The following is a 13,293-nucleotide window of genomic DNA, read 5'->3' as shown; positions in this document are numbered from 1 at the left end:
GCGCGCGGTATCACCGGACGCCGATGAACTTGTGTGTCTGGATGCTGACGCGCCAGCCTCGCTCGCGCGCCACCTCGATGCAGAGTTTCGTCGCCTTCTCGCTTTGCGAGAGCGGCTGGAGCCAGATCGCGCCGCGTACCCCGCATGGCGGCATGGCGGCGAGCAGCTTCTCGACATCGGCCATCTTGCCGACCGGCATCTTGATTTCGTCGGCGCGGCCGAACGCTTCGGGAAGCACCGACAAGCCGCCCGGCATGCCGATCTTGGGGCTCAGCGTCACCCAGGCATTGTCGGCCGCCCGGATATCCGCCGTGCCGCTGGTCTCGATCTGCACACTACGGCCCCGACCGAGAAGTGCTGCGGTCAGCGGCCGCAGGTCGTGGATGCAGGGTTCGCCGCCGGTGATGACGACATGCCGCGACTTCATGGCGCAGACGAGATCGACAAGCTCGGCCTCCTCGACATCGGCACATGTTGCCGTGTCGTAGACTTTTTCGACCATCTCGACCGTTGCGATCCGCCGCGCCTCCGCAAGCGGCCATGTGTGCTTCGTGTCGCAGAACGCACAACCGACATCGCAGCCCTGCAGCCGGATGAATACCGCCGGCGTCCCGGTCCACGCCGCCTCACCCTGCACGGTCTCGAACAGTTCGTTTACCGGCAAGGCCGTCATTTGGTTCGCTCCACGATCGCGCCGTTGCCGTCATGCTCGCGCAGCTCGACGCGCGCCACCCGGCACCGGCCCGAGGTGTCGTGCTCCGCAAGCCAGGCCTCGGCCCGCTCGAGGATCAGCCGGGCGAAAGCCTCGCAACCCGTTGCCGGCACGACGAGCAGGTCGATCACACCGGTCGAAGCGCCGAGCGTGAACCATTCGAGGTCCGGGTCGTCGGCGGCCACCAGCGTCTTGTGGTCGAATGTCGCCTCGAGCCAAGCCTTGAAGGTTTTCAGGCCGCCGAAGTCGACGACCCAGTTTCGCTCATCGAGCTGGTCGGCTTCGAATTCGACGCGGACGCTCAACGCGTAGCCATGCATGAACCGGCAATGGCTTTCCGCGCGCCACTGGCGAAAGGCGCAGCTCAGGCCGACCGCATGCGGCCAGGTCTTGGTCGATCGATAGGTCAGCGGCATGAGAACCCCTGACCCGCGATCGTCGCCAGAAACTCGGCCCGCGCCTTGGCGTCCGTCTTGAACAGGCCGCGCATGACCGATGTCGTCATGCTGGTTTCGTGCTCCATCACGCCGCGGAGCGTCATACAGCTATGGCGTGAGCGGATCACGACCGCCAGCGCCCTCGGCTTGATCAAGTCCTCGAGCTCGTCCGCGAGCTGGACGACCGCCTCCTCCTGGATCTGGGGACGCGCGAGAACCCATCGAGACAGGCGGGTGAACTTCGACAGGCCGATCACCTTGTCGCCCGGGACAACGCCGCACCATGCCTCGCCCTCGATCGGGCAGAAATGATGCGAGCAGGTCGAGCGCACCGCGATCGGGCCCACTGTGTAAAGCTCGTCGAGGTTCCGCGCGTTCGGGAAATCGGTCATCGCGGGGCGCTTTTCGTATCGCCCAGCGAATATCTCGCGCACGTACATCTTGGCAACCCGCTTCGCGGTGCCTTGCGTGTTGTGGTCGCGCTGTATCAGAAGCGCGTCCAGCACGTTCTCGAAGCGCTCGGCGACCTCGCCCTCGATCGCCGCGATGTCCTCGGCCGACAAATGCTCGGCTATCGAGTCGTTCGCGGCGAACGGCACGCGGGCCGAAATCAGACGATTGAGCAGAATATCCGCTTTGGGGCTCTGGCTCATGCCGGAAACCCGCAGGTTTCCGCGTGAAAATATCGTCCGCCCCCTGACGGAATTCTCTTGTCTGCCCCCGAAGAACAGGTGACGAGAATGGAACTCGGAACAAGGTGTTCCGTGGCCCAACGGAGGACACGATGGAAAAGACCTACTCCAACCGCTCCAACGCAAAGCGCGCGGCCACCGCACAAGGCATCGCCGACGAGGTGGACATCGTTCAGGTCGGTTCGCGGTTCTGCCTCGCGTGGAGGAAGGCGACAAAGGCCCTTCCGGCCAACCCAAGCCTCGTCGGCACGAAGCCGGTGATGCTCGCAACCGAAGACGGCGACCTCGGCCTGATCGAAGCGGCCAAAGCGCTGCAAGAGGCTAGCGAGGTCGCGAACGAGACCAATGCACCGGTGACCGTTCGCGACCCCGTCACCGACGACGTACTGGAAACAGTAGCGCCGGACCCCAAGCCCGCTGACGAGAACGAGGACATTCCGTCGTTCCTGCAGCGCCCCAAACCCACCCCGGAACAGGAGAAAGAGATGGCACGAGAAATCAAGGCGATCGAGGCGAAGGAGCGCGCCGCCAAGAAGGCCAAGGACGAGCAGAAGAAGGCCGCCGCCGCAAAGGCCAAGGCCCAGAGCGGTTCGAAGGCCACGAAGACCGGAACGAAGCGGCCGCGCAACGCCGGGCCCTCGGACAAGGTGAAGGAAATCATTCGCCTTGCCTGCCGCAAGAACGGCGTCACCCCGACCGAGCTCAACGAGTTCACCGGATGGACCGGCGCGCCGTGGAAGTGGCTCTTCGCAAACAAGAAGAAAACCGGTTACGCCGACCGCTTCGGCTACAGCTTTGTAGCGGAGAAGGTCGACGGCCAGACGCGGTACAAGCTCACCCCCAAGGCCTGACCCGCCGCCATCAGAAGGCCCTCTGGCATCGCCGGGGGGCCTTTTGCCGTTCTGCGTCGTCTCGACCGTTGCGCCGCACTCCCCGTCTTCCCAGACCGACACCTTGAAGCCGCGATCGAAACGGGCCGCCAGCGCCGCACCGAGCGTCCGCGCCATCGTCTCGCAGGACTGCGCACCCATGCGGCCGTCCTTGCCGAGCGCCTCGAAACCGGCCTTGGCCGCGTCCCTCAAATCGTGGAACTCGATGTCGCGCTCGTCATGGAAGACCTGCGTCGACACCTCGACCAGAAACAGGTGCCGGTGCTCGACGGCGAGATAGGCCCGGTGCGCCGGCGCGTCCGGCCAGCAATGCCAGCCCTCGACCGAGAAGCGGACCGTGATCGTCGCCGGGCTCATAGCGCGGGCCCCGCGATGTCGCAGCCCAGCGCCTCTTGCTGCTCGGCGGCCATCACCCGCATCGTGCTGCAGGCAAAGGTCGCGTTGTAGCCGCAGAACTGAACCGCCTTGTCGCGCCTTTCGTCGCTGGCGTCGGGCGACCCGGCCAGCGGATAGTTGAACCCCCGGTCGATGTCCCAGCAGCGCTTGTTCGCGACGACCGCCGCGTGAAAACCCCAGCGGATCGAGGACAGCCATGTGCTCGAGTCGCAGGAGTTGACCGGCCAGGCCGCGACCATTTCGCTTGCCGTCAGCCCGAGCGCATGGATCCAGAGATGCGGATGCTTGCGCCGGCGCTCCCATGCCGTCGCCATCAGGCGACGCCGGGTTTCCATGTCGGCCTGCACGACGTTGCCGATGCAGATGCGATCGTAGCGCGAGGCCAGCTCGTCGAAATAATCCCACCCGTCGTTGAGCGGGTGATAGACCGGGATCGGCCTCAGTCCGAGCGCCTCGAGCTTCGCGCGCGTCCTGATCTTGTTCTCGCGGCCGCCCTGGTCGATCTCGATATAGCCCCAGACCCGCTCTCCGATGTCGGTGACGAGCGAGACATAGCGCTTGAACAGATCCTCGAAGCCGTCGACGTCGGTCGGCGCCAGCGCCAGCGCCTCGTTCATCTTTAGGCCGTGGGACTTCGCGTGCTGCGTCGAGAGGTAGAAGACGCCGCTGTCGATCAGCACCGACTTGCCGGCCTTCAGGAAGCCGCGAAGGAACTTCATCTGATGCTCGCCGGCGAGCTCGTTCACCGCACAGAGCAGATAGTCGTGAAACGGCGCGCAGTATTGCAGCGTGTCGGGCTTCGAGGCCGTAAAATAGACCGGCCAGACATCCGGGCTCCATTTGCCCCCGGTGGCGATACGGGCGGTCATGCCGAAACCTTGCGGACAGACCGCCGCCCGTGGATTTCCGCGAAGCGATCGAGCACATGCCCGGCCGTGTAGGGATCGGGCTGCACCATCACCAGCGGATGCTCGCGCGCCTTCTTGCCATAGGCGACGAACGGGCCGGGGTACGGGCAGAAGATCGCTTCGCCTTCGAGGAACGGCGCCCACAGGTGCCAGTCCGTCATCACGCCGGCGCAGAACAGGCGGTGGCGCTTGTCGAGCAGCCAGACGTCGCCGCGTTCGACCTTGTGGCGCGGCTCGGCAATCGTGACCTTGATCAGATCGAGCAGCGCGCCGGACGTGTCGGCGTCTTCCTCGTCCGTCCGCGCGCCCTCGACGGCCTCATCGCCCGTCGCGGTCGCTTGCAGTTGACCGAGCTCGAGCATCGTGAAGCCGAGCGGCTCGATCTGAAAGTCGGCCTGCTTCAGACCCTCGATCTCGAGTGTCAGCGTCGCGATGTCCCAGGCGCTGAATTCTGCGACCCGGTTGTCTGCGAGCCGATAGGCCCGAGCCTCCTCCGGCGTCAGATCAGAGGCCACATGGATCGGGACGGTCTTGAGCTTAAGCTTCCGCGCGGCAAGGAGCCGGGTGTGGCCTGCGACCACGACCCCCTCGCGATCCACCACGATCGGCTGGCGAAACCCGAAGGTCTCTATGGACTTGGCAACCTTGTCCACAGCCTCGGCAGGGATGCGGCGCGGGTTCTGCTTGTACGGTTTCGGCCGGGAAACCGGCCAGAATTCGACGGCGAGCGTATTGCTGTTCTGCATGACACCAGACACAATTTCCCCGGCTGCGTGCGCGGCTGGCGGGGATGGCCGCACTAGGCGGCCGATGGGGCGGTCATGCGAGAGTTACGCTCGCGGCTAACGGCGTTGGCGCGCCGTTATCCCCCCGTCTCCTGTCGGAGGGGGCGGGTCTTTTTTTAGTCGGGAAAAACCTCGGCAAAGAGGATGGAGCGGCCCGCGGGAATCGAACCCGCTTCCTCAGCTTGGAAGGCTGGTCCCTGACCAATCGGGCAGAGCCGCGAACTTGTTTCGGGGAGCCGGTATCACCGGCAGGCTTGCGACGACGGCTCCGGAGAGCTGTCTGTCAGGCCCGCGTCACGGGCCGAGGCGCTTCGGTGCTGTCCGCCGTTCGGCGGGGCCGTGCCTACCTCTTGAGGTCGGCGCTATGTGTGCGCGATACCTGTGGGTGGAATTATTACGCGCGATGAAGGAGCGTTGTCAAATTGGCGCGGAGATTTGGTTATTAATAACCACGCTTCGCGGCCGCGGCTTCATAGCCTCACCGTCCGGTTCCTTCCTTCTCCGTCACCAGCATAGTCGGATCGACCGAGAGGCGCTTCCCCTTGAAGCCGTCGATCCAGAGACGAACCGCGCTTCCGCCCTCGAAATCCTGCGCCACCGTTGCGAGAAGCCCGGTGAGCGGGCTTTCCTCGGAAAAGGTGACGCGCTCCCCGCGCTTGAACAGGCGGGGCGGCGGTGGTGCCTCTTCGTCGATCCGCCTCACGATGCCATCCGCGTCCGCCCGCCCGAAAAGCGCGTCCATCACCTTGGCCGGCACGACGAGCGGGGTCTCCCCGCTGTGCAGGATCATCGTCAGACCCTTCGTCTCAGCCGCCGCGTAGAGCCCCTGCCCCGGCCGCACTCCGAAGAAAACATAGTTCGGGTAGAGCGGCAGGTTGCGCCATTCCGTCACCGGCTTGCGGCCGCGATAGATTGTCTTGCGTCGTCGCTCGAGCAAAAGCAGCGTGGCGTAGTTGAGCCGTCGGAACTCCTCCTCGACCTTCATTTCGGCTTTCGGCTCGGTGTAGGCAACGTGCCAGCTTTCAACGATGTCTTCGGTCATCGGGCCCCCTTACTCGTTTCACGTGAAACCTCTGCGCGCCGAGAGGCTCCCTGGTGCGCTGTTAGCAACGGCAGGCTCTTGCGCCATACTCTGCGCCAGCGGATTTCGCCTTCGCGGAGATGCTGGTTCCGGCCAATAGCGAGTAAGATTTCGGCGGCGTCGGTGGCGAAGTCGCGCCCTACCGAAAGCACGATCTCGTGCGTGACCCGAGTTTCCGGAACGATGATCCTCATGCAGCCGTCATCCATTCCGCCGTCCATATGCCTTGGTCATAACCTTCTCGATCTCGGATTTTGCCGCGGCGGTCAGCTCCGCGAATTGATGCGGCAGGATCAACGCCCCGCCGGCATGCCAGAATTTCCGGGCATAGCGGTTGATCGTGTTGGGATCGCCGGCGCCGGGCCCGATCAGCTTTCCGAGCGGCGATGTCGGGTCGGTCAAATGACCCTCCCGATCACCATGCCGGCATAGAACGCGATGAAGGCGACGCCGAACCAGTGGCGCGCGCAAGCGTCGGCGAAGCCCGCGAGAAAGGTCCACGGCGAACGCTGCGGTGGCGGCGCGGCGGCCTTCTCGAACTCCGCGTTCACCTCTTTCAGTGTTGCCAGCACGCGCTCGGCCGCATCGGCGACGTGCTTCATGTCCGGTTCCGGTGCGAGCGGCCAGACCGTTTCGACCGCACCGCCGACGGCAATCGCGTCCGCGACCTTGTAGAGCGCGGCGCTCGCCTCCCTGCGACCGTGAATGTCGGAGAGCGAATCGCCGATCTCCCAGAGGCACCGATGCGCCGACGCCATCCCGATGCTTTCGCCCGAAGCGGCATAGACGTGGTAGAGGCTCTGCCTGACCGACGCGCCGAAGATGCGGGGCTGATGGTTCATGCCGTTTTCTCCCGATAGGCCGCGAGCGACGCGCGGTCGACCAGCACCGCTTGCTGTACGGTTTCGATCTCGTCGATTTGCCGATAAGTCTTCTTGGTCGAAGGGTCGAAAACTTCGCCGTCTGCCACCACAAGCCAGTGCCCGGCGCCGCGGATGTTGATTGACGGGACACCGAGAACAGCGATCTCGGTTCTGATCGTCTGGAGCATGTCGGCTTCGGTGGGCCAGTAGAGCGCCGCACCGTGACGACGGAGCCAGCTGTCTTCCGGGAAGCAAGAACCGATGTTCCACCAGAGGTAGTTCGATATCCCGCGTTCAAACAGGCAGAGCGACAGCTCCTGTTCGATAACGCCGATGTATTCAACCTCGGGGTCGTCGGTTTTATCCTCCGTCGAGCGCTGTATGACGCTCGCGACGTCGGCCGAGTGTTGTAACCCGAGGATCATTGCGAGCGCCGCCATGCCGCATGAGTGCGGGCTATGTTGTTTGACCAGAGAGACGAGCTTCATGCCGCGTTCCTCTCGGCAAGAATGGACTTCGGCACAAGGCAGCCCTGTTCTCCGGGCCGCGGGCCCCATTGCGGGCTCCAGACGCCCTTCTCGCGCAAGCTTTCGACACGGCCGCGCCATCGCTGGTCGTCGCTCATGGCGGGGCCCGCGCCGGCAGATGTCGGTTTCTGCGCCGCGAACCGGACGGCATTCATCGCCCAGGTTCGCCACGCCGCCGACCAGTCCGCAAAGAGCGAACCGCGCGCGGTGTGGTGATTTCTGAACCGCTCGAACTCGTCCGTCGCGACGAGGCCCGTCGCGCCCTTCTCGCTCCAGTGCCCGCGCGCCCAATCGAGATCGGTGTTCGACGGAAAGTCTTTCGGCATCGGATGCTTGGCCTTGCGTCTCGGCTTTGCCGGTTCGCTTTCTCCAAGCAGGTCGGGTTGAGCCGCGCAAGCGGCCTCAGTCCTTTGTGACTTTCCGTCCTTTGTAGGAGTCTGTCCTTTGTATGTGTCCTGATTTGCCGTATCCGGTTTTTCAGTATCCGGTTTTTCAGGACGTGGTGTTTTCTCCACTTCCTGAATTTCAGGATGTGGCAGCGCTTCATCTGGCTGTTCGGAGGTTGATGAGACACCACTCCTTGGGGTGTCGTAGACGACGTATTCAATCTCCCCCATCTTTCCCTTGCGGCGGATGCGCTCGCGGACGATGTAGCCAGCCTGCTCGAGTTCGGCGAGCAGCTTGTAGCAACGGTCTCGCCCGGTGCCCTTCCGCTTCGTCAAATCCGGGATACGAACGCGCCAGTCTTGGGGCTTCGCTATGAGATAAACGAGAAGGCCGAGCGCTTCGTAGCTCAGGCTCATATCGTCCGACGTATCGTTCGGAATGATTGAAAAGCGGCTATCGTGTTTTCCCCGGCGTATCAAAATTTTCTCCCGTTCCATTCGGACAGCATCTTGTCGCCTTTACTCAGGTTGCACGGAGGGCAAGCAGTGGCGAGATTTTCTATTTCGTTGGTGCCTCCGCGAGAGACTGGAACGACGTGATCGCAATGCGGATCGTCGCACCCGTCCCCGCAGTAAACGCACTGATAGCCGTCACGCTCGAAAACGATCACGCGCAAGATGTTCCAGTCGCGGGGGTTCAGCCGCGCTTTGTCGGTCCGCTCGGGGATCGGGAGATAGCCCCACTCGCGCAGCTCGCGCGTGATCTGTCGATACTTGTCGCGGCCGATGTTGCCGTTCGCCATTACGTCGCTCGGTGAAAGCCGCTCCGGAGCGCCAATAGAGAGCCAGTAACCCAAGAAACCGATGTGATGAAACCGAAGCCGTTCGTCGTCAAACCACGCATGAGGCAGCGCGAATGACCCCGGTGGCACTTCGATGGAAACCGTCATAACGCGAGTGCCTCCTGGTCTTCCGCTGCCATTTCCTCGAACCGCGTCTGCGCGCCGTCGAACCGGACGATCCGCTTGCCGGCGCCCTTCCGGCCGCGTCCCTTTGCCTGAATCAGTTCGGCAAGGCCCTGCCAGCGCGACATCGCTTCCTGCCATTTCAGATATTCGGCGGTCCCGTCTTCTGGTTCCTCGCGCTCGAGGTAGTATTCCTCGCGATGCACGAAGACGACGCTGTCGGCGGCCTTCTCGATCGCCGACGAACCCATGAAGTCGGAGAGCTGCGGGCGTCGGTTGACGCGCTTCATCGCCTCGCGGTTGAGATGCGCGAGCGCGATAACCGGGATACCGAGCTCACCCGCCATCGCCTTGTGCTCCTCGACGACCTGGTCGATGCGTTCCTCGCGGCCGAGACGCGGGTCGTTGGCCTTGACCCAATGAAGATGGTCGACCACGACGAGGTCGATCTTGTGCCGGCGCCGCGCGAGGCGCGCGCGGGCGCGAAGCTGCGCGATCTTGAGGCCGCGCGTGTCGTCGATCCAGAACGGCAGCGTGTCGATCGCGTCCTGCGCGTCGCTTATCCTCGCGAATTCGGCCTCGGTGAACCTCCCGTCCGATATCCGGTCTGCCGGCACGCCGGAAAGCTGGGCGATAAGACGCGCGACCACGTCGTCGGCGCTCATTTCGTTCGAGAACAGGAGCACGCGCGCGCCTTCGATACGCGTGCCCGCCTCATCGACGCGGAAGTTCTGCGCGTTCTCAAAAACGATCTGCTGCGCGAGCGCGGACTTACCCATGCTCGTCGCACCGCCGACGATGAAAAGCCCCCCTGCCCGCAAAGGCCCGGTCATGGCGTCAAGGCTCGGAAGATAGGTCGAAAGTCCCGTCGGGCGGCCGAACTGATAGGCCAGCGCGGCCCCGTCAACAACGCGCCTGCCTGCCATGCCGGCAGCTTCCATGCCGCCGGACTGGCCGTGGACAAGCAGCGCGGCGAGCTTGACGTCCGCTTCCTCGACCATGGCCGCGGGATCGTCGGCGGCGGTGGCGAAGCGCGCGCGCTCGTCGATCTCTCCCGCGATCTGAATAATCTCGCGGCGGATCGCGAGTTCATGGACGGTACGGCCATATTCCTCGGCATTGATGATCGTCGAGGCCGCGCCGGCGAGGCGCGCAAGATACGTCGCGCCGCCGACTTCGCGCAGTGCCGGGTCGTCATCGAAGAGATGCTTGATCGTGACGGGCGTGACCGTGCGGCCTTCCGTGATCAGCTTGCCCGCCGCTTCGTAGATACGGCCGTGCAGCGCGTCGAAGAAATGCACCGGCTCCAGAAACGTCGCCACGCGGTCATAGGATCTGTTGTCGACCAGCATGGCGCCGAGCAAGGCCTGCTCGGCGTCGATGTTGTGTGGCGGCGGTGTGTAAAGCTCGTTCATGCCGACCGTCCTCCTGCGGCGCGCGCGGCCCTGTCAAGGCGATGCTGCAGCGGCTGGCGGGAGAGCTTTTGATGCGCCGGGCAGTAGCGCGGGCGCGGTGCGTTCTCGCCCGGTGCCGGCGCGCGTGTGCCGGTGCAGTAGTGGTAATCCGGCTGGCGCGGATCGCCGATCGGGAAGCCGCAGCGCTCGGTCTCGTCATGCAGTGCGTGGACCGCCGCGCAAGCGCCGTAGATAATCGGGAACCGCGCTTCCATCGGCACGCGCTTTTCGGGCGGCAGCGGCTTCGAGATTTTCTCGTCGGGGGTTTTGACGATTGTTGGCCGGTGGGCGTTCACTTTGCCGGGAACCTTGCTCACGCGATGCGGTCGGCTCGGCATCGCGCGGCCCGACAGACCAAGACGGTGTAGCTTGGAGATCACAGCATTGCGCGTGACGCTCCCGAGTTGCTTGGCGACCTGGCTGGCGCTCAGGCCCTCCAGCCAAAGCTTCTTCAATCTTTCGACGCGGTCGTCGGTCCATCCGCTCATGCAGCCTCTCCGAGTTCGATTTCCGGTAGGTCGTCCTCGACCCGCATTTCGTTGACCATCTCGATCAGTCCGTCGGTGTCGACGTCGCGGCCTTTGAAAATGAATCGGCCCTTGCCTGTCACGACGGGCTGGAACCCTTTTTCCTTGAGGTACTCGCGGAGGATCTGGCGCGCGTCTTCAGGCACCGACTTACCGGGGCGCGAGGGAGCGGCTGGTTCCTCCCGGTCGAGCGGCGCCGGCTCGTGCCTGACCGGCGCGAACGTCTTGGCGTGTTCCTCGATCAGCCGATGGCTGACAAAGGGCATCGTGCGGGGCTTGGGCGCCGCCGTTGGTTCCGGCGAAGCTTTGCGCCCGCTGCCGCGGCCATGCGCGACAAAGACGATGGTCTGGTCCCTGACCGCGTCCGACCAGCAAAGCCCGCAGGTGCCGCAGCAATCGGTCTTGCCCGTTTCGGCCGGGCAGACAATGCCTTCCGGCACCCGGTCGTCTTCGGGGATGCGGTAGATCGTCGTCGCGCCTTGCGGCTTGGCTTCGGCGTCCGAGAACCGGATCGCGAAGCGGTCCCATTGCGTGTCCGTGACGCGCTTGATCGCCGCGCCGATCTCGGATGAACGCGGCCAGGCCGTGTAGCCGAACACGCGAAGCGCCGGGAACGAGCGAAGAAAGCCCGCCCAGGCCGCGACATAGTCGACGGACCAGAAGTCGCCGAGAATATGCAGCCGCACGACGAAGCCGTCGGGGTGCGCATCCTGAAACGCCGTCAGCTCGTCTCGCAAGCCGCTTATCAATTCGTCCCCGTGCCGGTGGCGCCGGGACCAGTGGAGATTGTTCCCGTAGCAGGTCAAAAAATGGAAGCAACTCTCCGGGCAGGTGGCGCGTTCCTCCAGCGTCAGTGTGAAGATCGGCATGCCGGACCAAGGGCCTTTGATGACGCGGTCGCCGATCTTGCGGCTGTTGCCGCCGGAGACGAGCAGCGCCGGGCTGTCTGCCGGGTCGATCACGGTCTTTGGAAACAGGGTTCGCTTGCCGGTGACGGCTGGGTGATACGGCGCGAGCGGTTTCAGGCGATCAGGCGCAAGGGTCGGCTTGTCGGTGAAGCGGCGAAACGGCTTTCTCTTTCCGGCGGTCTCGGGTGGGGCGGTCGTCTCGGCGGCGCGCCGATCCTCGATGTGGGGCTCGCCGTCGAACAGCAACCGCCAGCGCGGCATTCCGAGCTGGCCTTCGTTTGCGAGGTAGCCCTTCTTGAGGAGATACGAGAGCGCGACATATGCGCCGGACCCACCCCTCGCATTGATCTCGGCTGTTGTGAACGAGCCCTGCAGCTTGAGAAGCGAACGGGCGGCCTGATAGGCCCTCGCCTGCGCGCTCGTCAGTGGCGGTAGCGCTTCGGGCCCGGCTGGAAGCGGAGAGGCCGGGCTCGGCTCGCAACCCGCCTCTCCGCCGTCCGCGCCGGCCTCATCAATGTCGGCCTCTGGCGCGGAATCCTCGTCGTCCTGTTCATGGGAGCCATGAGACGATTTGACGGTATGATCACCCCGGCTTGCGCCGGCCCCGCCGCGAACCGCGTCGTCTCTTTCTTGGTCGTCAGTCGGAAGGGCTCCCTCTCCCGCGGGAAGTGCCGCAGCGGGGTGGTTCTTGTAAATCAGCTTGAAAAGCGACTCGGCGGCGCCGAGCCATGCGGCGCGTTGATCTTCCGGCCAGACGCTTCCGGCATCGGGCAGTTCTTCGAAAAGCGCGTCGAGGATCCTTTGTCCGTCGCCCTTCATGCGACACCTCGCGCCATCTCTTCGACGGCCGAAGCGGCCGCATATGTCGGGTCGATTTCACGGCAGGTAAATTCGAGATTGATCAGTGCGTCCGCCGCATCGTCGCTTTCGGGCTTCCAGCCCCGCGCAATGCAGTAGCCGACGATCCGGCTCTTGAGCCATTCACGGCGCCTGTGCTTTGCAACGTCCGCCGGCGCGCGGGAGAACCCGAGCACCGTCTTGCGCGCCGTCGCCATGTGAATGCGCCGATAGGACAAACCCTTGTCCTTGCAGGTGAGCGCCACGGTTGCGTGAATGCCGAAAGTCGTCTCGATTGAGTCGATGCCGTTCGTCGGAATGTGAACCGGCGCTTCCGAAACGACATGGCTGATCGCGTTTTCGTCGATCTTGCTGCCGACAGCCGAGCGAACCGCATAGTAGAGCCGGCCGATGTCGCGGCCGGTCGACGAAAAGACCATCGTGCCCGAGACGAACGGAACCCCGGGCGCGCCGGCGGCCCACCCGAGATTCAATCCGATGTCGAGCGCGAGGATCATCAGTGCATCGCCGCCTGGCCGAGGGGTGTGTCCGCCAGCATGCCGAGCGCTTGCTTCATCAGGTCGAACTGGTCCTGCTGCTCGGCACTCAGTTTGTCCCGAACGCCATCGGCCTTGCGGCGCAGACGACGCTCCTGAAGGACGGCGTTGAATTCCTTGCGTGGAATGCCGTCATCCTCGTTGGCGGCTTTCTTGATGTCGGCGATCTGTTCGCGCAGCGGGGCGCATTTGTCCTTTGCCGCCTGCATGATCTCGTCGATTTCCGTCTGCGCTTCCTCGCATTCGGACACGTAGCCCTCGAGCTTCTTCTTGTCGTAGCCGTTGCTCCCGGGCGTCGGCGCCTTGACGCCGCCCTGCGGCTCGCCGCTCGCGGCCTTGCCTTTCTTCGCCATCGTCGTTCTCCTCTC

At 64.3% G+C, this 13,293-nt stretch carries 17 protein-coding genes and 1 tRNA gene; 1 reads left to right on the top strand and 17 read right to left on the bottom strand.

Features of this window, described 5'->3' with window-relative positions; all coding sequences use genetic code 11:
• Nucleotides 1-10: 10 nt before the first annotated feature.
• The 3 genes from queE to KF719_RS15915 are packed head-to-tail and all read right to left on the bottom strand — an operon-like array spanning nucleotide 11 to nucleotide 1,802.
• The gene (gene queE / locus KF719_RS15925) at nucleotides 11-673 is read right to left on the bottom strand and encodes a 7-carboxy-7-deazaguanine synthase QueE (protein WP_293510026.1); all 663 of its coding nucleotides are present in this window, start codon (nucleotides 671-673) and stop codon (nucleotides 11-13) included.
• Entirely contained in the window at nucleotides 670-1,128 is a 459-nt protein-coding gene (locus KF719_RS15920; RefSeq protein ID WP_293510024.1) for a 6-carboxytetrahydropterin synthase, read from the bottom strand. The genes queE and KF719_RS15920 overlap by 4 nt, the downstream gene beginning before the upstream one ends.
• Nucleotides 1,119-1,802: a GTP cyclohydrolase I gene (locus tag KF719_RS15915; RefSeq protein WP_293510022.1), complete on the bottom strand. Its 684-nt coding sequence runs from the start codon at nucleotides 1,800-1,802 to the stop codon at nucleotides 1,119-1,121. Before KF719_RS15915 ends, KF719_RS15920 begins: the two co-directional genes overlap by 10 nt.
• Before the next feature lie 131 nt (nucleotides 1,803-1,933).
• Here KF719_RS15915 and KF719_RS15910 point away from each other — a divergent pair, with 131 nt between their 5' ends.
• A complete protein-coding gene (locus KF719_RS15910; protein WP_293510020.1) occupies nucleotides 1,934-2,692 on the top strand; it encodes a hypothetical protein in 759 nt (252 codons plus the stop codon).
• A 392-nt stretch (nucleotides 2,693-3,084) separates the two neighbouring features.
• On the opposite strand, the gene KF719_RS15905 is transcribed toward KF719_RS15910, so the two are convergent.
• The 14 genes from KF719_RS15905 to KF719_RS15840 all read right to left on the bottom strand — a co-directional run bounded on the left by KF719_RS15905 (nucleotide 3,085) and on the right by KF719_RS15840 (nucleotide 13,278).
• On the bottom strand, nucleotides 3,085-3,996 hold the full coding sequence (locus KF719_RS15905) for a hypothetical protein (protein ID WP_293510018.1): 912 nt from the start codon (nucleotides 3,994-3,996) through the stop codon (nucleotides 3,085-3,087).
• Complete coding sequence (locus KF719_RS15900) at nucleotides 3,993-4,781, bottom strand: ParB N-terminal domain-containing protein (RefSeq protein ID WP_293510016.1); 789 nt, start codon at nucleotides 4,779-4,781, stop codon at nucleotides 3,993-3,995. Before KF719_RS15900 ends, KF719_RS15905 begins: the two co-directional genes overlap by 4 nt.
• 184 nt (nucleotides 4,782-4,965) lie before the next feature.
• A tRNA-Gly gene (locus tag KF719_RS15895) sits at nucleotides 4,966-5,039 on the bottom strand.
• 259 nt (nucleotides 5,040-5,298) lie between these two features.
• On the bottom strand, nucleotides 5,299-5,862 hold the full coding sequence (locus KF719_RS15890; RefSeq protein WP_293510014.1) for a transcription termination/antitermination NusG family protein: 564 nt from the start codon (nucleotides 5,860-5,862) through the stop codon (nucleotides 5,299-5,301).
• Nucleotides 5,863-6,102: 240 nt separating this feature from the next.
• Nucleotides 6,103-6,303, bottom strand: coding sequence for a hypothetical protein (locus KF719_RS15885; RefSeq protein ID WP_293510012.1), 201 nt, complete (start codon nucleotides 6,301-6,303; stop codon nucleotides 6,103-6,105).
• Complete coding sequence (locus KF719_RS15880; protein ID WP_293510010.1) at nucleotides 6,300-6,743, bottom strand: hypothetical protein; 444 nt, start codon at nucleotides 6,741-6,743, stop codon at nucleotides 6,300-6,302. The genes KF719_RS15885 and KF719_RS15880 overlap by 4 nt, the downstream gene beginning before the upstream one ends.
• Nucleotides 6,740-7,252: a hypothetical protein gene (locus KF719_RS15875; RefSeq protein WP_293510008.1), complete on the bottom strand. Its 513-nt coding sequence runs from the start codon at nucleotides 7,250-7,252 to the stop codon at nucleotides 6,740-6,742. The genes KF719_RS15880 and KF719_RS15875 overlap by 4 nt, the downstream gene beginning before the upstream one ends.
• Nucleotides 7,249-8,175 (bottom strand): hypothetical protein, encoded by a 927-nt coding sequence (locus tag KF719_RS15870; protein ID WP_293510006.1) that lies wholly within the window; start codon nucleotides 8,173-8,175, stop codon nucleotides 7,249-7,251. The genes KF719_RS15875 and KF719_RS15870 overlap by 4 nt, the downstream gene beginning before the upstream one ends.
• A complete protein-coding gene (locus KF719_RS15865) occupies nucleotides 8,154-8,627 on the bottom strand; it encodes an HNH endonuclease (RefSeq protein ID WP_293510004.1) in 474 nt (157 codons plus the stop codon). Before KF719_RS15865 ends, KF719_RS15870 begins: the two co-directional genes overlap by 22 nt.
• Nucleotides 8,624-10,057 (bottom strand): DnaB-like helicase C-terminal domain-containing protein, encoded by a 1,434-nt coding sequence (locus KF719_RS15860; protein WP_293510002.1) that lies wholly within the window; start codon nucleotides 10,055-10,057, stop codon nucleotides 8,624-8,626. Before KF719_RS15860 ends, KF719_RS15865 begins: the two co-directional genes overlap by 4 nt.
• Nucleotides 10,054-10,584, bottom strand: a complete 531-nt coding sequence (locus tag KF719_RS15855; RefSeq protein WP_293510000.1) for a GcrA family cell cycle regulator — start codon at nucleotides 10,582-10,584, stop codon at nucleotides 10,054-10,056. The genes KF719_RS15860 and KF719_RS15855 overlap by 4 nt, the downstream gene beginning before the upstream one ends.
• Nucleotides 10,581-12,350, bottom strand: coding sequence for a hypothetical protein (locus KF719_RS15850; protein WP_293509998.1), 1,770 nt, complete (start codon nucleotides 12,348-12,350; stop codon nucleotides 10,581-10,583). The genes KF719_RS15855 and KF719_RS15850 overlap by 4 nt, the downstream gene beginning before the upstream one ends.
• Nucleotides 12,347-12,886, bottom strand: coding sequence for a hypothetical protein (locus KF719_RS15845; RefSeq protein WP_293509996.1), 540 nt, complete (start codon nucleotides 12,884-12,886; stop codon nucleotides 12,347-12,349). Before KF719_RS15845 ends, KF719_RS15850 begins: the two co-directional genes overlap by 4 nt.
• Nucleotides 12,886-13,278 (bottom strand): hypothetical protein, encoded by a 393-nt coding sequence (locus KF719_RS15840; RefSeq protein WP_293509994.1) that lies wholly within the window; start codon nucleotides 13,276-13,278, stop codon nucleotides 12,886-12,888. Before KF719_RS15840 ends, KF719_RS15845 begins: the two co-directional genes overlap by 1 nt.
• Nucleotides 13,279-13,293 lie beyond the last annotated feature (15 nt).

The organism is Parvibaculum sp. (assembly GCF_019635935.1).
Lineage (GTDB): Bacteria > Pseudomonadota > Alphaproteobacteria > Parvibaculales > Parvibaculaceae > Parvibaculum.
The sequence above is the reverse complement of the archived record's forward strand: the minus strand, read 5'-3'. Positions and strand labels throughout refer to the sequence as shown.